The 21,476-nt window shown below is 63.7% G+C and carries 16 protein-coding genes; 7 read left to right on the top strand and 9 right to left on the bottom strand.

What is annotated here, in order from left to right; genetic code table 11:
* Positions 1 to 51: 51 nt before the first annotated feature.
* Positions 52 to 4,716, bottom strand: a complete 4,665-nt coding sequence (locus PMM47T1_RS12170) for an NEL-type E3 ubiquitin ligase domain-containing protein (RefSeq protein ID WP_008369048.1) — start codon at positions 4,714 to 4,716, stop codon at positions 52 to 54.
* Positions 4,717 to 4,837: 121 nt separating this feature from the next.
* Here PMM47T1_RS12170 and PMM47T1_RS12165 point away from each other — a divergent pair, with 121 nt between their 5' ends.
* Positions 4,838 to 5,926, top strand: a complete 1,089-nt coding sequence (locus PMM47T1_RS12165) for an alpha/beta hydrolase (protein WP_008369047.1) — start codon at positions 4,838 to 4,840, stop codon at positions 5,924 to 5,926.
* Between the two features lie 174 nt (positions 5,927 to 6,100).
* On the opposite strand, the gene PMM47T1_RS12160 is transcribed toward PMM47T1_RS12165, so the two are convergent.
* The gene (locus PMM47T1_RS12160) at positions 6,101 to 6,499 is read right to left on the bottom strand and encodes a VOC family protein (RefSeq protein WP_008369046.1); all 399 of its coding nucleotides are present in this window, start codon (positions 6,497 to 6,499) and stop codon (positions 6,101 to 6,103) included.
* 140 nt (positions 6,500 to 6,639) lie between these two features.
* Here PMM47T1_RS12160 and PMM47T1_RS12155 point away from each other — a divergent pair, with 140 nt between their 5' ends.
* The 3 genes from PMM47T1_RS12155 to PMM47T1_RS12145 all read left to right on the top strand — a co-directional run bounded on the left by PMM47T1_RS12155 (position 6,640) and on the right by PMM47T1_RS12145 (position 8,548).
* Entirely contained in the window at positions 6,640 to 7,353 is a 714-nt protein-coding gene (locus PMM47T1_RS12155) for a CbtA family protein (protein ID WP_008369045.1), read from the top strand.
* Positions 7,354 to 7,540: 187 nt separating this feature from the next.
* A complete protein-coding gene (locus PMM47T1_RS12150) occupies positions 7,541 to 7,894 on the top strand; it encodes a YkgJ family cysteine cluster protein (protein WP_043300943.1) in 354 nt (117 codons plus the stop codon).
* A gap of 45 nt (positions 7,895 to 7,939) precedes the next feature.
* Positions 7,940 to 8,548 carry a class I SAM-dependent methyltransferase gene (locus tag PMM47T1_RS12145; RefSeq protein ID WP_008369043.1) on the top strand — a complete coding sequence of 203 codons (609 nt, stop codon included), beginning with the start codon at positions 7,940 to 7,942 and terminating at the stop codon, positions 8,546 to 8,548.
* 122 nt (positions 8,549 to 8,670) lie between these two features.
* Here PMM47T1_RS12145 and pstB read toward each other — a convergent pair whose 3' ends face one another.
* From pstB to PMM47T1_RS12115, 6 genes are all read right to left on the bottom strand, one after another.
* Complete coding sequence (gene pstB, locus PMM47T1_RS12140; protein WP_008369042.1) at positions 8,671 to 9,444, bottom strand: phosphate ABC transporter ATP-binding protein PstB; 774 nt, start codon at positions 9,442 to 9,444, stop codon at positions 8,671 to 8,673.
* Positions 9,444 to 10,322 carry a phosphate ABC transporter permease PstA gene (gene pstA, locus PMM47T1_RS12135; RefSeq protein WP_008369041.1) on the bottom strand — a complete coding sequence of 293 codons (879 nt, stop codon included), beginning with the start codon at positions 10,320 to 10,322 and terminating at the stop codon, positions 9,444 to 9,446. Before pstA ends, pstB begins: the two co-directional genes overlap by 1 nt.
* Positions 10,319 to 11,311 carry a phosphate ABC transporter permease subunit PstC gene (gene pstC / locus PMM47T1_RS12130; protein WP_043300942.1) on the bottom strand — a complete coding sequence of 331 codons (993 nt, stop codon included), beginning with the start codon at positions 11,309 to 11,311 and terminating at the stop codon, positions 10,319 to 10,321. Before pstC ends, pstA begins: the two co-directional genes overlap by 4 nt.
* A gap of 73 nt (positions 11,312 to 11,384) precedes the next feature.
* On the bottom strand, positions 11,385 to 12,404 hold the full coding sequence (pstS, locus tag PMM47T1_RS12125; RefSeq protein WP_008369039.1) for a phosphate ABC transporter substrate-binding protein PstS: 1,020 nt from the start codon (positions 12,402 to 12,404) through the stop codon (positions 11,385 to 11,387).
* Between the two features lie 298 nt (positions 12,405 to 12,702).
* Positions 12,703 to 12,996 (bottom strand): LysR family transcriptional regulator, encoded by a 294-nt coding sequence (locus PMM47T1_RS30580; RefSeq protein WP_008369038.1) that lies wholly within the window; start codon positions 12,994 to 12,996, stop codon positions 12,703 to 12,705.
* A 196-nt stretch (positions 12,997 to 13,192) separates the two neighbouring features.
* Complete coding sequence (locus tag PMM47T1_RS12115; protein ID WP_008369037.1) at positions 13,193 to 13,447, bottom strand: hypothetical protein; 255 nt, start codon at positions 13,445 to 13,447, stop codon at positions 13,193 to 13,195.
* Positions 13,448 to 13,578: 131 nt separating this feature from the next.
* Here PMM47T1_RS12115 and PMM47T1_RS12110 point away from each other — a divergent pair, with 131 nt between their 5' ends.
* Positions 13,579 to 13,896 carry a DUF883 family protein gene (locus PMM47T1_RS12110; protein ID WP_008369036.1) on the top strand — a complete coding sequence of 106 codons (318 nt, stop codon included), beginning with the start codon at positions 13,579 to 13,581 and terminating at the stop codon, positions 13,894 to 13,896.
* Between the two features lie 121 nt (positions 13,897 to 14,017).
* On the opposite strand, the gene PMM47T1_RS12105 is transcribed toward PMM47T1_RS12110, so the two are convergent.
* On the bottom strand, positions 14,018 to 15,034 hold the full coding sequence (locus tag PMM47T1_RS12105) for an Ldh family oxidoreductase (RefSeq protein ID WP_008369035.1): 1,017 nt from the start codon (positions 15,032 to 15,034) through the stop codon (positions 14,018 to 14,020).
* 152 nt (positions 15,035 to 15,186) lie between these two features.
* On the opposite strand from PMM47T1_RS12105, the gene PMM47T1_RS12100 reads away from it, so the two are divergent.
* Both PMM47T1_RS12100 and PMM47T1_RS12095 read left to right on the top strand, forming a co-directional pair.
* The gene (locus PMM47T1_RS12100; protein ID WP_008369034.1) at positions 15,187 to 20,241 is read left to right on the top strand and encodes a dermonecrotic toxin domain-containing protein; all 5,055 of its coding nucleotides are present in this window, start codon (positions 15,187 to 15,189) and stop codon (positions 20,239 to 20,241) included.
* 114 nt (positions 20,242 to 20,355) lie between these two features.
* Positions 20,356 to 21,342, top strand: coding sequence for a FecR family protein (locus PMM47T1_RS12095; RefSeq protein ID WP_443216094.1), 987 nt, complete (start codon positions 20,356 to 20,358; stop codon positions 21,340 to 21,342).
* The last annotated feature ends 134 nt before the right edge of the window (positions 21,343 to 21,476 follow it).

Raw genomic sequence — 21,476 nt, 5'->3', positions numbered from 1 at the left:
CCGCGTGAACCACAAGACACCCCGCCTCGGCGGGGTGTTTTGTTTTCTGCCTCAGAGTTCGGTCACCTCCACCTCGGCGCGGAACACCGCCTGGGTCAATGCCATCACCAACCGCCGTTCGGCGGCCCTGCGCCGGGTGGTCAACTGCTCAAGCTTGCGCGCATAGGCGGCACTGTTGAACGCACCGCTGGCGCCATCGGCCTCCAAGGCGGCGAGCAGGTTGTAGTAAGTGGCGTCGTGAGCGTCGAACCGTGCCCGGTTGGCGGGGTCCTGGCGCAGGTGGTTGATCCAGAAATCACGGCTGGCCACCGATTCGATCATGGCCTGGCTGCCCTCCATGGCCAGAATCGTTTGCTCCGTGGCCTTCAGGCGTTGCTCGCTGACACCGGCGGTTGGCGCAAAGCGCATGCCACGGGGTTGCCCGGGCAACTCCAACACAGTGGCCAGGCGGGTTCGATAGATCAGCTGCACTTCGGCAATGTCGACGCCAGCAGGCCGCGAGGCGACGTTGGCAAAGGCCGCCTTCTCCACCTCGTCCAGGCGGAAAAGGCCTTTCGCCAACGCCAGCAGCGATGCTTGTCGCGCCGGGCCCGCCGCGGCCCCGGACGCCTGGAATACCAGGGTACGCACCTGCAATTGGCTGAACATCAACGTTGCCCCGTCCGAACAGGTCATGTCGTGGGCGGCCGCGTCGAACAACTCCTCGCGCAGTTGACTGTGCTCAGATGCGGCCTCGACCATGTTCCACACACGCTCGCGCAGTTCAGGATAGGCGGCCGCCGTTTGAAAGTCGCGAGCATTGCGCAGTTGCTCAATCACGTCGAAAAACGCCTGCGAACCAGGCTCAGCCTGCAAGGCGTTCCAGCTCACCAGCAGGCCGTCACGACGGCCCGCAGCCAGTTGCTGCAACCAGCGTACGGCCCCTTCGCTGCCCGGCGTACTCACCACACCGTCAAGCAACGGGCCAACGCCAAAGGCGTTGCCATACACCCTGCGATGTGTGCGCAGTGCCGCCAGCGTCTCGGCCGACAATGGGTTGCCTTCAAGGTGGGTATCACGGTTGATGCGTTCGACAATCGCCGCGTTGTCTCCCCCAGGCTCCAGCACGGCAGCGGGCAGCGCCACGATGGCATTGTTGCGCAGGTCCAGCACTTCCAGCGCGGGCAGGCTCAACACGCTTTGTGGGTAATGCTGCAGTTGCGCATGGTTCAGCACAATGCCGTGCAGGTGCTGCAAGTGCCCGACCTCTGGTGCAGTGCCCAACGGGTTGAAGCTCAAGCGCAACTCACGCAGGCTGGTCAGCTGTTCCAGCACCCGTGCGCAGGCAGGGCCCCAGACGATACGGTTGTTGGCCATGCGCAGCCGTGTCAGGCCCTTCATGTGCGCAAGCGCCTCGGGTAGCGCAGTGAGGCGGTTGTTACTCATGTCCAAGTGGCGCAAGGCGTGGAAGTTGCTGAGGAATGCTTCCGGGGCCTGCGCAAGGTCGGTGAGGTTCAGCCTGAGGCTTTTCACATGGCTGAAGTCGGCGCTCAAGTCAGGGAGATCGTCCAAGCGCAAGCCACTCAAGTCCAGCTCGAAACCTATGCGCTGGCCGTCATGGGTTGTGACGCGGGCAGATACCCGTCGCAAGGCGTGCTTGATGGCCTCGCGCACGCTGCGGCGGTTCTGCGCATTGGCCGTGCCCCGGCCGTACTGCTTGTCCCCAGCGGCAACCCATTGATCCAGGCGCTTGCGTTGCGCCTGTTGCTCCTGCAGCCGTTCGCTCAACCATTTGCGCACACCGCCCTCGGCCAGGTTCATGTCCTGCACCAGTTGCTCAATCTCTACCAGATCGAGCGTTGGGAACAGCAACCTCACCTCAAACACCAGCTTGTCGGTAAACGCTTGCGTCGCCCCTCGGCCACTGAGCGGGTAACCGATGCGCTGGCCCACCCGCACTGGGCTGTGAAACCCAGGCCGGGCAGGGATCTTGATGCCAAGGAGCGCCGCCGCCTGCTCTCGATCGACGAGCACCGATGCCGGCGCATGCCCCCACACCGTCCGCAGTTTTTCGCTGTCGGCATTGGCCAGCGCCGGTTGATACAAGCCGGCAATGGCACGGTTGATGCGCCGCGTACGCAGAAGTACGCGGGCCTCCTCAGCCATGCGCAACGGCACGCGCCCCGCGCTCAGGCGTTCGAGCTCTTCGCCGGTGGCGCCCTCAAGCAACGTACGCACTTGGGCGCCGTCCAGGCTGGGGAAGTCGCGAGGCAACGCTGCCGCCTGCGCAGGGAGGGGCATCGCGGACAGGTGAGTCGCTTGTTGGAACACCACCGCGCGACGGCTGTGCAAGTGATCGGCAAATACCTGCTGCAGGCTCTCCACCCGCGCTGCACGCCCACTGGCGGCCGGGCCGCCTGTGAGTTCATCGCACGCGCGCTCACCAATGGCGTCGAGGACCTGCCCCATGCGGTCGGCACTGGCCAGGTCGGCGCGCACCACGGCCACCCAGCGCGCGCCCGCCTGGGCCCGGTCGCCGTACACCGTGGACACGCCCCAGGGTTCGGCGCCCTCGAACACCTCAAGCACCAGTGACGGCGGCCACCGCGGGTGTTCCACCCATTGCTCGACCGGCATCGGCCACGCTTCGGCCCAACGCTCGCCCCTGCGTACACTGGCGATCAAGCGCTCCAGCTGCTGTGCATCCCCCAGCCGCGCCAGGGTGTCGGTCAGTTCCAGTGGCGCTGGCACCAGGTCGCTGACGGCCTGGCGCACCACCGCTTCGTCTATGCCGGCGATGTCGAGCACGTGTTCCATGGCAGCGTCGCTCAAGCCTGATGCTGCGGGCGAGAGGCGCCGCAACAGGCGGTTGCGCGGCCAGGTCAGGGGTTGTTCGCCCTGATGCAACCAACTTCCACGACCATTGCTGCGCAACGCCGGCGCAAAGCCTGCGGGGCCGTCGGGCCGCACAATCACCCGCTCTGCACTCAGCGCATCCACTCGCGTCAGGTACAGCTTGCCATCCAAGGCCACGTAGTGGCTGCCCTGAACGTCATACAGGCCCTGGGCGTCGGCGCGCCAGGCAGGGTCAAGCGCCAGGTCAGCCGCATACGCCGTGATGTCCGCGTGCCAGAGGCGGGGCTGGCCATCCGGCATCTGCACTTGCAGCAGGTCGTCGACAAAGGGGTCGACGCTGCCATACGCTTTCAGGCTCTGGTGGGCCACCACGCCCAGCACGATGTTCAACGCCAGCCCGCCCAGGTGCGACCAGGCGGCCTCCACCTGGTGGTCGGCCAGGTCGGCCAGGCCATGGTAAAGCTCATTCATGGCCTGGGCGGTGATAATGGGCAACATTACCGGCCCCAGCGCCGGAATGAACATCGCGGCAAGATTCAGCAGGTTGACCCCGGTGTCCAGCAGCCCCAACCACCGATCGAGGGTGGCCAGCCGGTCGACCTGCTCGGTTGAGATGGCCACGCACAGGGCCTGGCTTTGCAGCCAGCCAATGTGACGCGCGTGCAAGTGCGCCAGCACCTGAGCGCCCATGGCCCGGGTGTTGGCCATCATGGCCGGAGTGTCCAGCGCCAGCTGGGCGGTGAGCCGTGCATGGAAGTCCTGGCGCTCGGCCAGGCTGATGCGATCCATGAACTCGTTGCAGTAGGCCGGCACGCGCAGGCGCGTCACCAGGCTGGCCATGAACGCGCCACGATGGCGGTACTGGCACAGCGGTGCATGGCTGTCGCCGGCTATCCAGGCGATACAGGGCTGCTGTGGGTCCGCAGAGGACGTGGGCACGAACAGCACCACCTCATGGGGCACGGCGTACAACATTTCCAGGGTCACGGCCTGCATCGGCTGGCCCGCCAGGGTCAATGGCTGGTCATCCAGCAACTGGCCGATCATGGCGAACGTGGCCGCATCGATGTCGCCCTTGAGCAGCGCAACCTGGCGCAGGCAGCGCAGCTCGGCCTGGCGGGCGGCCATCAGCGCATCGCGCACCCGGGTTTTATTGACCGGCGACAGTAACCGGTCGTGCAAGTAACGCTGGTATTGGCCGCCCAGGTCCAGGGTGCGGCACTCGCGGGCAAAGTCCTGCGGGCGGATGGCCAGTGTTTTCCCCCGCTGGAAGCGCAGCAGTGGGTAGTCATCGTCAATCGGCGCCAACTCGTTGGCGTCCAACGTGCTGCCGTCGCTGTTCAGCGGCCGCTGCAGGTCTGCCTCGGCGCGCGGCACGTAGTCAACGGCTACGCTGCCTCGTTCAGCCACGCCGCTGTTGATGCCGAAGGCCTGGTCAGCGTTGAAGTTATGCAGGGCTGCCATCAACAACGTGCGGTTGACTGGCGTGTACCGACGCTGCAAACCCAGCCAAGAGGTGTGCTCCACCACGTGGGCCAGCACCGTGCCGTGCACATCCAGGTCCTGGTTCATCTGTTGCTTGAGGTGCGCCTTGAGCCGGGGCTCGGCGAAGGCCAGCACGCCCTGGAAATCCTTGAACACCTCTGCCAACGCCAGCCGGGCAGTGGCCCGGGCCTGCTGGCTGGCCAGCAATGCCTGCTGCTGGTCGGCACTGGCGCGGGTAAACCAGGCTGCCTGGGTACTTGCGCCGGTGTACTGCTCACTGAGCAGGCTGGCCCCCATGGCGTTGATGGCCGGCTCGTCCAGCGCGGCCAGCCAATTGGGCAGGCGTTGGGATACGAAGCGAGTATTGGGGTGAATGAAAGCGGGTTCTGTGGTCATGACGGTCATCCTGTTCAAGGGGCGGCCAGCAAACCAACAAGCGCGCAACGGCGTGCGCTGCATAATAACCACCGGAAATCTGGCCTATAGTGGAACCACTCACTTTTTCAGGCCCGATCCAATGATTAAACCTCTCGTCCTGCTGTTGCCACTGGTATTGGCCGCGTGTGCAAGCTCACCTCCCGCCCTGACCCCGGAGCAGTTGGCCCAGGCCGAAGCCGCCAACCTGCGCCCGGACGCCGACATGGGCCTGGTGCTGGACAAACTGGCCAGCCTCAACCCGCAACCGATCGAAAACCTCGACGTCGACACGGCCCGCCTGCAGCCCACCCTGGCAGACGCCGCCAAGGCCGTGCTGGCCGACCAGGGCCGGGACACTGACCCGGCCACGTGGGTGCCGGGCGTCACCGCCTATGACCGCACCGTGCCGGGCGCCGCCGGGCAAATCCCGGCCACGGTCTATACCCCCGAAGGGGGCACCTACAAACCGGTGATTCTGTACTTCCACGGCGGTGGCTGGGTGCTGGCCGACCGCAAGGCTTACGACAGCAGCGCACGCAGCCTGGCGAAACTGACCGATGCGGTGGTGGTGTCCATCGACTATCGCCGCGCGCCGGAAGACCGCTTCCCTGCCGCCGTCGATGACGGTGTGGCGGTGTACCGCTGGCTGACCCATTACGCCAGGGCCGTGGGCGGCGACCCGCAGCACCTGGGCCTGGCCGGTGAAAGCGCCGGCGGTAACCTGGCCCTGGCCACCGCCATTGCCGCCCATGAGCAAGGCCTGGCAGCGCCCAAGCACGTGCTGGCCATCTACCCGGTCACACAGACCGGCAGCGACACCGAGTCCTACAGCAAATACGCACATGCCAAGCCGCTGAACGCGGCGATGATGCCGTGGTTCCTCAACCAGTTGCTCAGTGACCCTTCGCAGAAGCAGGATCCGCGCCTGGATGTGTTGCACGCCAACCTTCAGGGGTTGCCGCCGGTGACCCTGATCAACGCCGAAATCGACCCCCTGCGTGACGATGGTGCGTTGATGGAAACGGCGCTCAAGGCAGCCGGGGTCAACGTGGAACGCCGGGTGTACAGCGGCGTGACCCATGAGTTTTTTGGCCTGGGGCCGCTGGTGGAGAAATCGGCGCAGGCCCAGGCCTATGCCGGCGAACGCATGACCGCCGACCTGCACCGGGGCGTGAGCAACACGCCTTAACACCTCGGCTTTACAGCCTGGCCATCTCCCACACCATTCGGATGCCGGAGCTGCCGCCAGGCTGTGAAGGCGCGCACTGCGGGCCCGCGATCCACAAGCCACCGCCGAAGGCCCTGCAGACCTTTTCGCAGCCAGGCGGCAGCGCCTGCAAAATCTGACGCAAAACAGTGGCGGCTACAGGCCGTCGGCGTGAACGAAGCAGAGTTTGTTGCCTTCCGGGTCGCGGCAGTAGGCCCCGTAGTAGTCCGCTGAATACTGCGGCCGTGGCCCCGGCGGGCCTTCGTCGTGGCCGCCCATCTGCAGGGCCGTGTGCCAGGCCGCATCAACCTGGGCGGGGCTGGCGGCGGCGAAACTCACCTGCACGCCATTGCCCCAGGTGGCCGGCAGGCCGTTGATGGGTTCCTGCACGAAAAACTGCGGCCAGCGCCGGCCTGGCACCTGCCACCCGGCGCCGGGCGGGCCGCCGTCGTCCTCGTCGGGCATGCGCTCCAGGCCCAGTTCATGGAGCACCGCGTCGTAGAAGGCCGCCAGACGCGGCAGGTCGCGGGCGCCTAGTTGGATGTGGGTGTACATGGGTTACCTCCGCTAGATGCTTCTTCAACAGTGATCTCAAGCCAGGCCTACGGGCTTTATGACAAAAAACTCAGCCCCCACGCAATGACTCAATGCCGGTTTACACTCGCGGACACCCTCTTCACCACACGAGCACCTTCATGATCGGATCCCTGCTCCTGCGCGGCATGTTCGTCGGTATCGTCGCCGGCTTTCTTGCCTTCAGCTTCGCAAAGTACGTGGGCGAGCCCCAGGTTGACCAGGCTTTTGCCTTTGAAGAGCAACTGGATCAAGGCCCGGCACCGGAGTTGGTGGGCCGAGAGGTGCAGAGCGGCATCAGCCTGATCAGCGGTGTGCTGGTGTACAGCGCCGGCATGGGCGCGCTGTTCGCCCTGGCGTTCGCCAACTGCCTGGGCCGCAGCCGCCTGGGCCCGCGGGGCCTTGCGGCGTTGCTGGCGCTGGCGGCATTTGTGGCCGTGATTGTGGTGCCGGAATTGAAGTACCCCGCCAACCCACCGTCGGTCGGCAGCCTGGACACGTTGCGTGAGCGCACCCACCTGTTCCTGCTGATGGTAGCCCTGTCCGTGGTGGCCATGGTGATCGCGATCAATTTCGCCCGTAACCTGCTGCCCCGCCATGGCGCCTGGACGGCGGCGCTGGTAGGCATCGCCCTGTACGTGCTGGTGATGAACCTGGGCGGTTCGGTGTTCCCGCCGGTGAACGAGGTGCCCGACAGCTTCCCTGCCGAACAGCTGTGGCAGTTCCGCCTGGCCACACTGGGCATCCAGTTGGTGATGTGGGGTTCGCTGGGGCTGATTTTCGGCTGGTTGACCGAGCGTGACCTCAAGCGTCAACGCCTCGCCGCCAGCCGCTGAAGCGCCGGGCTCCAAGGGGCGGCAATTTGTCGCCCTGCCACCCACAAAATCGGTCATAAAGCCACACAATTATATTTGCTCAACCCCCCGCCTACCCCCTTCTCAACGGCGCGGCGATGCCTAGAATAGGCGCTCGGTTGTGGTCCTCGTCCTGAGGTCGCCGCCCGTATCGAATTCATCCTCAATCATGTCTGATAACAACCCTTGCGTGAGTTGCGGCGCCTGCTGCGCGTTTTTTCGTGTGTCTTTCTATTGGGGCGAATGTGTCTCGGTGGGCGGGCTGGTACCTGATGAATTGACGGTGCAGGTCAGCCACAACCATGTGGCCATGATCGGCACCGACCGCAAGCCGGCACGCTGCACCAGCCTGGCGGGCGAGATTGGCTGCTCGGTGGGCTGCACCATGTATGAACAGCGCTCCAGCACCTGCCGCGAGTTCGAGGCGTCGTGGGAGAACGGCGAGCACAACGAAAACTGTGATCGCGCCCGTGCGCACCACGGCCTGCCACCGCTGGAATCGGGCTGGGCATTGACGGCCTGAATGGCCGCGAACGCTGGGTGCTGCCACGGTGTCTAGAGTCAAGGCATGCCGCCTTTCCAGGAACCCACCGTGGACCCGAAAACCCTTGACGCCTACGACCAGCGCGCCCCCGACTATGCCCGCGAGTGGAACCACCAGGCGCCGCCCAGCGACATGTACGCCCTGTTGCTGCGCCATTTCAGCCCCGGCCCCACGGTGGACGTGGGCTGCGGCAGTGGCCGCGACCTGGCGTGGCTGACCGCCCAGGGGTTCGAGGCCTTGGGCGTGGAAGCCAGCACCGGCCTGCTGACCCAGGCCCGCACCCTGCACCCCGACCAACGCTTCGCCCTGGCGGCCTTGCCTGAGCTCGCCAACTTGCAGGCCGGCAGCTTTCAGAACGTGTTGTGCGAAACCGTGATCATGCACCTGCCCGACGAGCAGATCGCCCCCGCCACCCGGCGCCTGCGCGAACTGTTGCGGCCTGGCGGCACCTTGTATTTGAGTTGGCGGGTAACCCCCGAGGCATCCATTCGCGACGCGGCCGGGCGCCTTTACACGGCGTTTGATCGACGTGTGGTGCGCGAGGCGTTGGGCAGTGTGCACGTGTTGCTGGATGACGAGTCACAGAGCGTGTCGTCAGGCAAGCGCGTGCATCGATTGATTGTGCGGGTATAAACCAACAGCCTTTGTGGGAGCAGGTTCTACCCGCGAAGGCCACATCGCGGTGTTACTGAAAAACCGCGGCGCGCTTTTCGCGGGCCAAGCTCGCTCCCACCACTGCAAAGCAGCAAAGTGAATCAGCCGAAACGACCGGTGATGTAATCTTCGGTCTGGGTCTTGGCCGGGTTGGTGAACAGCGTGTCGGTGTCGCCATGCTCGATCAGTTCGCCCATGAACATGAACGCGGTGTAGTCCGAGCAGCGCGCGGCCTGTTGCATGTTGTGCGTCACGATGATCACGGTGAACTGTTCCTTGAGCTCGGTGATCAACTGCTCGATGCGCCCGGTGGAGATCGGGTCCAGCGCCGAGGTCGGTTCGTCCAGCAGAAGTACCTGGGGCTTCAAGGCGATGGTGCGGGCAATGCACAGACGCTGTTGCTGGCCACCAGACAGGCTCTGGGCGCTTTGCTTGAGCTTGTCCTTCACTTCACCCCACAGCGCGGCGCCGTGCAGCGCCTGTTCGACGCGGTCGTCCATTTCGCGGCGACCGAGTTTTTCATGGTGGCGCACGGCGTAGGCGATGTTGTCATAGATCGACATCGGGAACGGTACCGGCTTCTGGAACACCATGCCCACGTTGCTGCGCAGGCGGTTCATGGAATAGCTGGGTGCCAGGATGTTTTCGCCGTTGAGCAGTACTTCGCCCTTGGCTTCCTGCTTGGGGTACATGGCGTAGATGCGGTTGAACACCCGCAGCAGCGTGGACTTGCCGCAGCCGGACGGGCCAATGATGGCCGTCACACGCTTTTCGGGGATGTCCATGTCGATGGATTTCAACGAGCGCTGCTGGTCATAGAAAAATTCAAGGTTGCGCACGCGGATTTTGGTGCGTTCCTGGGCAAGACTTGTCATCAGTGAGACCTATTGCGCAAAAGGATCAATCGGGAAAGCAGGCTCAGACACAGCACGAACAGGGTCAGCACCAGGGCGCCGGCCCAGGCGATGGCGTGCCAGTCGTCGAACGGGCTCATTGCATATTGGAAGATCACCACCGGAACGCTGGCAATCGGCTTGAGCAGGTTGCTGCTCCAGAACTGGTTGCCGAACGCGGTGAACAGCAGCGGCGCGGTTTCGCCGGTGATGCGCGCCAGCGCCAGCAGCACACCGGTAACCACGCCCGCCTTGGCGGCACGCAGCACAATCTGCAGGGTCAGCTTCCATTGCGGCACGCCCAGCGCCAGCGCGGCTTCGCGCATGGTCGAGGGTTGCAGTTGCAACATTTCATCGGTGGTGCGCACAACAACCGGAATCACCAGCAACGCCAGGGCCAGGGCACCGGCGAAGGCCGAGAAGCCGACCTGGTGGTTGGTCAGGTGGTTGAGCGGCAGGATCACCGCGGTGTAGATGAACAGGCCCAGCACAATCGAGGGTGCCGACAACAGAATGTCGTTGATGAAGCGCACCGTGTTGCCCAGCTTGGAATGGCGAGCGAACTCGGCCAGCCAGATGCCCGCGGCAAGGCCAATGGGCGTGCCGATCAGCAGGGCCATCACCGACATCAGGGCGCTGCCGTAGAAGGCGTTCGCCAGGCCACCCTCAGTGCCGGGCGGCGGGGTCATCTGGGTAAACAGGTTCAGGTTGAGGGCCTGGAAGCCGTTGATGATGGTGGTGAGCAGGATCCACACCAGCCACAACAGGCCAAATGCCGTGGCACCACAGCTCAGCACCATGGCAATACGGTTTTTCAGGCGGCGAACGCGGTACAGCCGCTCGTGCTCGTTGTCGTTCATAGTCCCTCTTTACGCGACAGGCGCATCAACATCAGGCGGGCCGCAGCCAGCACCACGAAAGTGACAACAAACAGCAGAAAGCCCAGGGCGATCAGTGCCGAACGGTGCAGGTCGGTGTAGGCCTCGCTGAACTCGTTGGCGATGACCGAGGCAATCGAGCTGCTGGGCATCAGAAGCGAAGCGGAGAACTGGTGGGCGTTGCCCAGCACGAAGGTCACCGCCATGGTTTCACCCAGGGCACGGCCCAGGCCGAGGAAAACACCACCGACCACCGCCGAGCGGGTGTAAGGCAGCACGATGTCCCACACCACTTCCCAGGTGGTGTTACCCAAGGCGTAGGCCGATTCCTTGAGGGTGGTGGGCACGCTGCGGAACACTTCATGCATCACCGAGGTGATGAACGGCGTGATCATGATCGCCAGCACGATACCGGCGGTGAGCATGCCGATACCCAGTGGCGGGCCCTGGAACAGCGAACCCACCACGGGCAGGGCGCCCAGGTGATCATTGATCCAGGGGGCCAGGTGCGCGGCCATGAACGGGCCGAAGATGAACAAGCCCCACATGCCGTAAATGATCGACGGGATGCCGGCCAGCAGCTCGATGGCCGAGGCAATGGGCATGCGCAGCCACACAGGCGCCACTTCAGTAAGAAAAATGGCGATGCCGAAACTCACCGGAACGGCGATCAGCAACGCCAAAAGCGAGGTCACCAGGGTACCGAAAATAGGCACCACGGCACCGAACTGACCATTGACCACGTCCCACTGGGTGCTGGTCAAAAAGCCGAAACCAAAGGTACGAAACGCTTCACTGCCGCCCCACAGGGTAGAACCGGCAATGCTCAGCAACAGCACCAGCACCAACATACCGGCACCCATCATCGTCCGCCGAAACCACATGTCATGGCGGTGGTCGCGGGCGGCGCGGGCTTCGCTGGCGTCGGTAGTGCTGCTGGTTGAAGTCATGTATTGGGTGTTTTCTGTCATGGCAATCCACTCGCAAGGCAACGCCCCCGCCATACCGTCAAGGTCTGGCAGGGGCGCACCGGTTTACGTCACATCAATGGGCGAAATCGGATTTCCAGTAGCCTTCGATCTTGTCCACCAGCGACTTGGGCAGCGCTACGTAGTCCAGGGCGCTGGCCTGTTGCTGGCCGTTTTCCAGGGACCATTTGAAGAAGTCAAAGGCGGCCTTGCTCTGCTCGGCGTTCTTGGACTGCTTGTACATGATGATCCAGGTAGTGGCAGTGATCGGCCAGGCGTTGTCGCCAGGCGCGTTGGTCATGATCAGGTTGAAGTCCTTGGCGCTGGCCCAGTCGGCGGTATCGGCGGCGGCCTGGAAGGCCTTGGCGTTAGGCTCGACGAATTTGCCGGCGGCGTTCTTCAGCTGGGCAGTGGCCATTTTGTTCTGCAGGGCATAGGCGTATTCGACGTAACCGATCGAACCCTTGATCTGCTTCACGTAGGCAGCCACCCCTTCGTTGCCCTTGCCGCCCACGCCCACTGGCCAGGCCACGGTGGTGCCGAACTTCAGGGTTTCAGCCCAGCTAGGGCTGACTTTGGACAGGTAGTTGGTGAAGTTGAACGAAGTACCCGAGCCGTCCGAACGGTGCACCACGGTGATCGCGGTTTCAGGCAGCTTGACGCCGGGGTTCAGGGCCTCGATGGCCTTGTCGTTCCACTTGGTGATCTTGCCCTGGAAGATGTCAGCCAGTGCCTGGCCGTCCAGTTTCAGCTTGCCGCCTTCAACGCCTTCGACGTTGAACACAGGCACGATACCGCCGATGACGCTAGGGAACTGGCCCAGGCCGGCAGCCTTGAGGTCGTCAGCGCTGAGCGGGGCATCCGATGCGCCGAAATCAACGGTGGCTGCCTTGATCTGGGCGATGCCACCGCCCGAACCGATGGACTGATAGTTGATGCGGTTATCTTTCTCTTTGCTGTAGTCCTGGGACCACTTGGACAGCACAGGGTACACAAAGCTGGAGCCCGCACCTGTTACATCGGTCGCATGGGCCAGGCCAGTGAGGCACATGGAGGCCAGCAAGAGCGACAGACGAGTTTTATTCAGCAGCGTCACGGCAACACCTCGGCAAATTGGTTTGAGTGGGTCCTACCCACACGGGTTTGGCCGTGACGATTTAATGCTTTGAATATTTCGGTTTAATGACAGTTGATCGTTGGTTCAGTGAAATATTCCAAAGAGCCACCATTCAGGCGCCTCCCGCGTTGCCCGTACAGTCATGCCGGCGTGGGCATGCTTCGTCGATTGCGCTTGCAACCACTGGTGAAAATACTGGCATTTACGCTGATCGTCGAAAGGGCGCCGTGCACCGAGGTGTCCCAGTGAGATTCATCACTGCGCACCAGGTTGGCCATCAGGACACCACCCGTACTCCGTCCTGCACGTGCTGTTTCAATTGGTCGATGGTGCGGTGCAACTGCTCGAACAGGGGAGCTGTCGCCTGGTACAGCGTGTGCCCGGCCGCGTTGAGAAAAATCGCCCGGTTGCGCCGCTCGAACAGCTCAAGGCCAAGGGACTGTTCCAGCAGGCGCACCTGACGGCTGACCGCACCATGGGTGACGTTGAGCAATTGTGCGGCTTTGACGAAGCTCTGGGTCTGCGCCGCAACGTTGAAAAACCGCAGGGCCGCAAGGTTGGAGAGGCTCATGATAGGCGATGATTTCTAGCAGGTTTCGGCGACTATAAATCGTTTCTCATGTTGCTGACAACGCCTCACGATAGCGGCCTATCGGTGAATAAAGACGCAGATACCGCGAAATTAACCGGTATTTCAACGGGCCTATCGAGCGCCGATTGCTGCGCACAGGTATCGCCTGCGGCGTTAGCGTAACGTGCAAGCGACGTTACTTGTTGGCCGCCATCAACCGGTTAACCTCGGCGCGCACCATGTTGGCGTACTCGGGCGGCGACATGCCGTCCAGCTCGGCGCGCACCCATTCGGCCCAGCGGCCCTTGCGCTTGGATTTTTCGCCGATCAGGCGCGCCGCATCGGCCTTGGCCTTGCCCAGGTTGGCCTGCCACAGGTCGAACAGACGGGACTTTTCGTCCTCGATCATGGCCCGTTCGGCGAGGGTCTTGTTGGCGAGATTGAAGCTCATCGGAACATCCTGCAGCGTGAAAATTGGGGCCTATCTTACACGGTTGAGTCGGGTCACCTGAACACCGCTGCAACTTTCGCCAGCGCCTGCAATCCATTGTTCACTGCCATCAATTACCAGGAGCACCGCATATGGCCCGTAAAACTGCCTCGCAAGCCGCCGACCAGATCAAGGACCAGGCCTTCAGTGAACTGCAGTCGCTTATCGAGGAATCCGAAGCCCTGCTCAAGAATGGCGCTGACCTGGTGGGTGAAGAAGCCGAAACCTGGCGCGAACAGGTTAGCCTGAAACTCAAGCAAGCCCGGGAGTCGGTGAGCGGCGTTCGCGACCGCGCTCAACCAGTGGTGGAAGCCACCCAGGACTACATCGGTGGCCACCCATGGCAAACCGTGGCCATCTCGGCCGGCTTCGGCCTGGTGGTCGGCCTGCTGCTTGGCCGCCGTAACTGATTCACCCGGAGCTCGCAGGCCCGCTGTGCGGGCCTTCGCAGCCTGACGGCAGCGCCTGCGGCCATCGCCCCTTTAACTGCGGCAGGCTGCGTCTTGCGGCGCGGTTACAGGGTCACGGCGCTCACCCCGCCAGTGCGCGCAAGCGGCTGAGTTCTTCGCGGCCCACCTGCACGCCTTCCACCTCAGCCTTGGCCCGCGTACGGTAACGCCGATCGCCGGCCATGCGCGTCACGCCCACCTGCTGCATGCGTTCCACCAACTCACGACTGCGCGCGGCAAAGTCATTGCCGGCAGCCTTGGCGGGATCGATCACGATGATTAACTGCCCGGTCCAGGGCGTCTGAGCACCCGGGTGGCCGCTCCAGTTGAAACCGAACGAGAAATTGCCCCCGGTCAAGGCCGCCGCCAGCAGCTCCACCATCATCGACAGAGCCGAGCCCTTGTGACCGCCAAACGGCAATAGCGCACCGCCGTCGAGGATCGCCTTGGGGTCGGTGGTGGGCTGACCATGGCGGTCAACACCTGAGCCCTCAGGCACGGTTTCGCCCTGGCGCGCCGCAATCTGCACATCACCATGAGCCAAGGCGCTGGTGGCCATGTCGAACACAATCGGGTCATGCCCTTCGCACGGCGCCGAGAACGCGATGGGGTTGGTGCCAAACAGCGGTTTCTGGCCACCCTGGGGCACCACGCAAGTCATGCTGTTGACCACGCTCAAGGCCACCAGCCCCTCGCGGGCGAAAGGCTCGACATCGGGCCACAAAGCGGCGAAATGATGCGAATTGCGGATGGCCAGCACCGCAATCCCCGCCTCGCGAGCCTTGCTCACCAACAACGGCCGCGCGGCGGCCAATGCCGGCTGGGCAAAGCCATTGCCAGCGTCAACCCGCACAAAGCCGGACGCCACATCTTCCACCACCGGCACCGCCGTGCCATCCACCCAGCCGCTGGCCATGGACGAAATGTAGCCAGGCACGCGAAACACGCCATGGCTGTGGGCGCCGTCGCGCTGCGCGGTAGCGCAGTTGTGCGCCAGCACCTGGGCGACCCCGGGCGAGGCGCCGTGGCGCTGGAAAATCTGCTGCAGCAACTGCACCAGTTCGGCAAATGGCAGGGTCTGGCTGATGGCATCGGACATCGAAAAACTCCTGAGCGGGTACGCGATTAATCGCACCCCCCCGCAACGACTGTCAAGCGCACGCCGCCGCCCATGGCGGGCGTGAATATGTACCGCCGCGCCCAGGCATGAGCCCGCTACCGTTCGCTTCCTTAGAAAAACCGGAGGCCACCATGCCTGCTGTCACCCTGCCCTTTTTCCACGACGAAGCGTTGCGCGCACGTTACCTGACCGACCTTCAGTCAGCCTTCGAGGGCGAGCGCATCAGTGCTGCCGAACTGCAATTGCTCACGTTTGGGCACGTCCTGACGGACCACCTGCGCGCCGACACCCCACTCATTGATGGCGCCGAACGCGACGCTACCCTGGCCTGTGCCCTGCTACTGAGCCTTACCGCCCCCCAGCACGAGGCTGTCTACCTGTGGACCCCGCTGCAGGGGCTGAAGGCCTTCAACAACCGCGAGCTGCTGCACGCACATTTGCGCACGTTACAGGGCGCGCCCATGGCCGACTTCGAGCTCAAGGCTCTGGAGGGCGAGGTATTTCATGCCCTGATGATGGGGTACGTGGAAGAACGCGCGCACCAGCTCAGTGCCACCGCCACATGGCTGGGCGAACTGCCGTCACTGGACAGCCAGTTGCAAGCCCACCTGAGCCGCCGGCTGCCAGCGACGTTTGCCGATGGCCCCAGGCAACCGCAGCAATACTGGGCGCAGGTAGTGGACACGGCCAGCGCAACCACCCAGTACCTGCTGAACCTGGCGCAACGCGTACGGCAGGTATACGCCAGGCAACCACTGCCCGCCCACTGCACCTTGCAGTGGCTGGACCCACTTGGGGCGGTCATGTTGCCACCTGACCGGGTGCGTCTGGAGGCCTTGATTGACCAGGCAGCATCGGCAGTGCCCAGCGACTTCATCGAGGCCTTGACGCTGGCCTGGAAAAAGCAGCGCAACGCCTTGGCCCAGGCATTCGCCGCTGCGTTCTACCAGGCACTGCTGCAGGCGCACGAAAACGCTTCGCTGGAACCCGATGACTGGGCATTGCTGGCCACGGCCGCCGACGAAGGCCGGATCAAACTGCTGAGCCTGGCGGAAACCGTCGACAACCCCGTCCAGTTCAAGGTGGCCGGCACACTGTTGATCACGCTTGAGCCGCACACCCACATGTTTATCTATAACGCGCTGCGCGGTTTGCAGCGCGTGGGCGCCAACGAGTCCATCGACGCTTACATCAACCTCTCGGGCCCCGGCCCTTCGGGGCTCAGCACTGAAGCGCTGACCACCTTGAATGCTCAACACACACCGGTAGCCGCCATCACCCGCAGCAGCAAGGCAACCTGGCTCGACTGTGTCGATGACATCGCCCAGTGGCAGCGCCGCAACCTGGCCACCGCCCTGAAGAAGGCCCAGCCGCACGATATCGCGCGCATTATGGTCAGTGTTGACCAGGCCCTGGACTTGCGACGCATGATCGACCCACGCCAGCTCAGCCTTGACCCGGCCAACCGCTGGCGGGTTCGACCGCTGCGGGGCCAGACCGCCCTGGAAGCGGTTGCCGGCAATCTGGACCCACGGGCCGAGGCACTGAAGCATCTGCACCGCCAGGTAAATCGCTTCCGTGCGTTGCATGACAGCGAGCCTGGGGTCGGTGACTGGCTGGGTGAGTTGATCAACCCCTACCTGGCGGTGGTCAATGGACAGCTGACGTGCGAGAACGTTTTTTTCAGCCAGGCCGCCACGCAGGGCAAGGTGGCCATGCAGCTCAACCTGGGCGATGCCGTGCTCGAATCGCTTGGCCGCCCCCGCACGCTCCCGCGGCCCGCACCGGTGGATGCTTATGGCGAACCGCTCCAAGCCCTGCCGCAGGCTCTGGCCAACGCGCTGCTGAGCCTGGCCTCGGCCCGATGGCCAACGTATTTCAAGGCCGCTGCCAGGCGCAGCAACGGCCGCCCTGTGCAAGGACTGTGGCAGTGGCCCCAGGAAACGTTCGCCGACATCCGCCAACGCCTGCTGCGCCTGGAGTTGGCCGCACAACGTCGGCAACCCGGGCCAGCCAGCCACCTCCTGGACCTGCTGCAACAGCTGCTGGACTACCCGCTGCACCTGCAACGTGTAGCGCTCAAGGGCAAGGTGGCAGTGGCCCATACCTTGACCGTCACGTTCCCAGGCAGCGAACCCCATGCGGCCCTGAGCAACTGCTTGGTGGTGCATGAAACGGGGGCCGCGTCCGGGCCCGTGCTGCTGTGGTCAGCCATTGGCGAGCTGCGCAGCTTCGATTGCCTGGCAGCCCTGAAGGAGTGGGTCAGCATACGGCTGCGCGCGCCGTCCGAATCGGCGCTGTGGCCTTCATTGCTGCACCCCCGTCAAAAGGACGCACTCTATGCAGCGCTGCGCGACACCGCCGCCGCCCCCATCACACTCAGCACACAATTGATCACCCTCCCGGTGTGGCTACACCTGCAGAACGAAGCGTTCACGCAACGCGTCCTGTCCAGCGAAATCGCCGCCCGGATGGCCACCGACACGGCGGCCAGCGGCCAGCTCTGGCACCGTTACGTCGACTGGCAACAGCAGGGCGACGCACTGTTTCCAGTGTTTACGCGCCTGCAGGTGATGCTTGAAAGCCAATTTCTGGAAGGCGTCCTGCCCGCGTGGATAAGCGGTGCCACAGTTCGCGAGCTGCACACCTACGCCGACCTGATGGAGCGATGCGGCAGGGTCGCAGGCGATGACCACGACTACCTGTTCGGCATCGAGACCCTGCCCGAATTCAGCCACCGGCTACTCAGCGCCGCACTCAAGAAAGACCTTGGCCAGGCGGCGCCCAACCCTGATAACGTGATGGTGCAGTTCACCCATTTGATCAGTGCCCCAGCCTCGCCGGGTATGCCCATCGTCATGACCGCTGCGGCCACAGTGGTCAACAATGGAACACTCACCCAAAGCGCCCCTGACCAGTTCGCCCACCATACTGGCGAAGTCGTCAGCCTGCACATGGCCGATGCCTCGGCCACGGTCCCGGAAAAGCTGACGGTACCCTATGTACGCACGCTGTTTGCCAAGCTGGATATCGCCCGGCAATACCGCACCCTGCTGGCCGAAAAACTGGCCACCGGCGACCCCGACTATCCGGCGCGCCAGACACTGTTTTGCCAGGTGCTGCAAGCGGCGCTGCAGCAAACTGCCTATGCGCTAAGGCTGCAAAAAAAGCTGTCGGCCACGGCGCAGGAGTACGTGCAGCGTATGCTGTCGATGCCCGACCCGGCTGCACGGGCCTCTGCCGATGGCGAGCCCCTGGTACTGTTCCCCCTGCGCCTGCGACGTGAGCCGGGGGTTCCTGCCGACAAGGTCACTGGCATGCACGTGATTGCGCCTCGCGATGCAGACAAGGGGCCGGTGGTGCTCTACATCGTCAATACCGCGCAACAGGACCTATGCGAGTACCCGAACCGCGACGCGCTGCTGTCCGATATCCTCGCCAGCCCTGTACTGCAAGGCACCGTGCTCGAGCGCCTGGCCCCCGCCGCTCGCCGGGTGTATGCGAACGGCGGCTTCCAACACCCGAACCTGTACAAACCATGGCTTGGCTCCGACGGCCTGGCGATTGCGCCCGTGGCCGACCCTGTCACGCTGGACACCACCCCCATCAACAGCAATGCACTGCAACACCTGTTTCGCGACAACCTCGAGATGCTTCATCTGGTTATCCACGCGGCCACGGTGACCACGGCGGAGGCGGGCCTGACCGCTCACCGCTACCTGCGCACACAGCTAGTGGATCAGGTATTGATGGCGGTGCCCCACACGGCTGCCCTGCTGATCAATGCCTGGGAGAGTAGAAATTGGTTCGTGGCCTCCTACGCCTCGGCCGCGCAGCATCAATGGGGCCAGGCCGTGGCGCAATTCGCCGCTGCGCTGAGCCTGCTTGCCAGCGCCCGCCAAGGTAGCGAGCCAGGGGAGCAGGCACCGCTCAGGTCAGACGACGAGCCGGAGGAGCGCCCCCTGCCCCTCGCTGCCGAGGACCGCAGCGCACCGAGCAATCGGCTGACGCCGTTCGAGGTGCGCGATCTCACCTTGAGCCGACTGGAGCGCGACACCACGCAGCACGTGTTCCACCACGGTGACCGCTATTACGCGATCATCCAGGGGCGCGCGTACCGGGTGAAAAAGGTGGACGATACCTGGCATGTGTACAACGGCCAGGAATTTGGTCCGCCCATTGCCTGGGATGCCACCGACAACCAGTGGAAGCCCGGTGTCCGGCTGGGCCTGTTCGGCGGTATGCCGGTGCGCATCGGCAAGCTGGCAGGGCCGTTCACTGACGGCGAGGTCAACCAGTTCGTCAACCGGGTATTCACGGTAAACGCCAGGGGCATGAGCGACATCTACCTCAAGGACCTGGAAAAGGCCCAGCGCATCGAGGCGGCCCACCGCCGTGCGGTGAATTACCTGCGTGTGGCCCGCCTGAACCTCAAGGGCGAAGCCACCACGGGCAGACGCCCGCCTTACGTCGACAAACTGTTGAACACCACCTTCGACGTGCCCACGCCGCCAGAGCCTCTGCGCCAGCAGGTGATGGAACGGCTGGAGCAGGTCCTGACCTTCCTGCTGGACCCGGCCATGAGCCCCGGCCACTCGGAGCGGTACGTGACGGGTGAGAACAAGCCCGGGCGCTCGCGTGTCACGGCGTTCAGCATTCGTGGCGACATGAAGCAGCAGATCTTCCTGAGCGAGCGATTCTTTGATGCTCCACCTGATTTCAAGGCCAACCTGGCCAGCGGCTCGACCTTTCCGGTGACCCTGCACTTTCAGGCAGCCGTGCTGATTCATGAAGTGGCGCACCTGGCCTGCATGGCCGATGACTTTGCTTACGTAGGTGCCGAAGCACCGCTGATGAAAGCGTTGGGCAACTCAACCTTCGCGCAGCAGGTGCTGCGCAGCCAACTGTTTGAGCAGCGCCTGGCGTTCAGGAAGAAGGCGCCGCGCAGAAAATTATTCAAGGTTGCCGACCCCGACACCGGCAAACTGCGCGACCCGTCCAGCAAGACCGACATGGGCTATGACGGCCTGCTGCAAATTGGCGGCGCCCAGACGCTGGCCGACGTGCGCGAACGTTTTCACAGCGACGACGAGGTTCGCGCCAGCATCATTTTGATGAACGCGGACTCCATTGCCTTTTTGGCCACGCGACTGGGGGCCGAACGTTTTCCGTACGAGGGCGAATGATGCCTGGGGACGCCCGAGGGAGTATTTGTTCGGCTGCGATACACAATTGCCACGATTGACGGGTTTCAGCATTTCAGGGTCAAAGGTTAGAATGGCGCAAATTCGCTGGAGCCCATCATCGAAATGCCCGCCAATCCTGCTCACTCCGATGCCATCGCCGAGGCCGCCGCCCAGTGGTGCATGCGCCTGAACGCCGACGATTGCACGGCCCAGGAACGCCTGGAGTTCGAGCACTGGCTGGCCACCGATACCCGGCATGGCGAAGAGTTCGCCGCCATGCAGGATATCTGGGCCCTGTCCGATCAACTGCCGCGCGCCACGCCGGCACTGCCCTTAAAGCGTCGTCCCCAGGCGCTGCGACGCTGGGCGGTGGCGGCGGCCATCAGCCTGGTTGCGTTGCCGCTGGCCGCCTTTACCGGCTGGAACGTCGGGTGGCTACCCGATACCTACCAGCACGAAAGCAGCCATGGCAGCCTGCGCCAGGTGGTGCTGGGTGACGGCAGCAAGGTCGAGTTGAACCTGGACAGCGAGCTGACCTACACCCATTTCAAGGACCGCCGCCAGGTACGCCTGACCCGCGGCGAAGCGTTCTTCGAGGTGACCCACGACGCCCTGCATCCCTTCGTGGTCAAGGCGGCCGAGGGCCGCGTCAAGGTGACCGGCACACGCTTCAACGTGTGGAAATACCAGGACCAGGTGCGCGTCACCCTGGTCGAAGGCTCGGTGCTGGTCAGCAGCATCAATGCCGACCCGGATGGCGGCTTCCGCCTGAGCCCGGGCATGCAGGCGCGCTACAAGGCCGGTGATTACGAACCGCAACTGCTCCAGACATACGCCGGCGATACCAGCCTTGCGTGGCGCGACGGCAAGCTGATCCTGGATAACCTGCCGCTGGTCGATGCCTTGCCGTTGATCAATCGCTACCTGGAAAAACCGCTGGTGCTGGGCGATGACCACAGCGCGCGGATCCGCATCGGTGGCGTGTATGACACCGCGCGACTCAAGACGCTGGCCAACAGCCTACCCAAGGTGCTGCCCATCTACCTGACCCAGAACAATGACGGCGACACAGTGCTCAACAGCATCCCGTCGCAGCCGTAGCCGCGAAGTTTTATCATTCTGTACACGTGAAAATCACACATTTTCAACAGTCCAGGGTTCATGATTCAAGCAGTCCACTCGTCCTATACGTAGGAGCGACAATAAACCGGACCTGCTCTGGAACAGGAGTCTTT

This window comes from Pseudomonas sp. M47T1 (genome assembly GCF_000263855.1).
In the GTDB taxonomy this organism is placed as follows: domain Bacteria; phylum Pseudomonadota; class Gammaproteobacteria; order Pseudomonadales; family Pseudomonadaceae; genus Aquipseudomonas.
The sequence above is the reverse complement of the archived record's forward strand: the minus strand, read 5'-3'. Positions and strand labels throughout refer to the sequence as shown.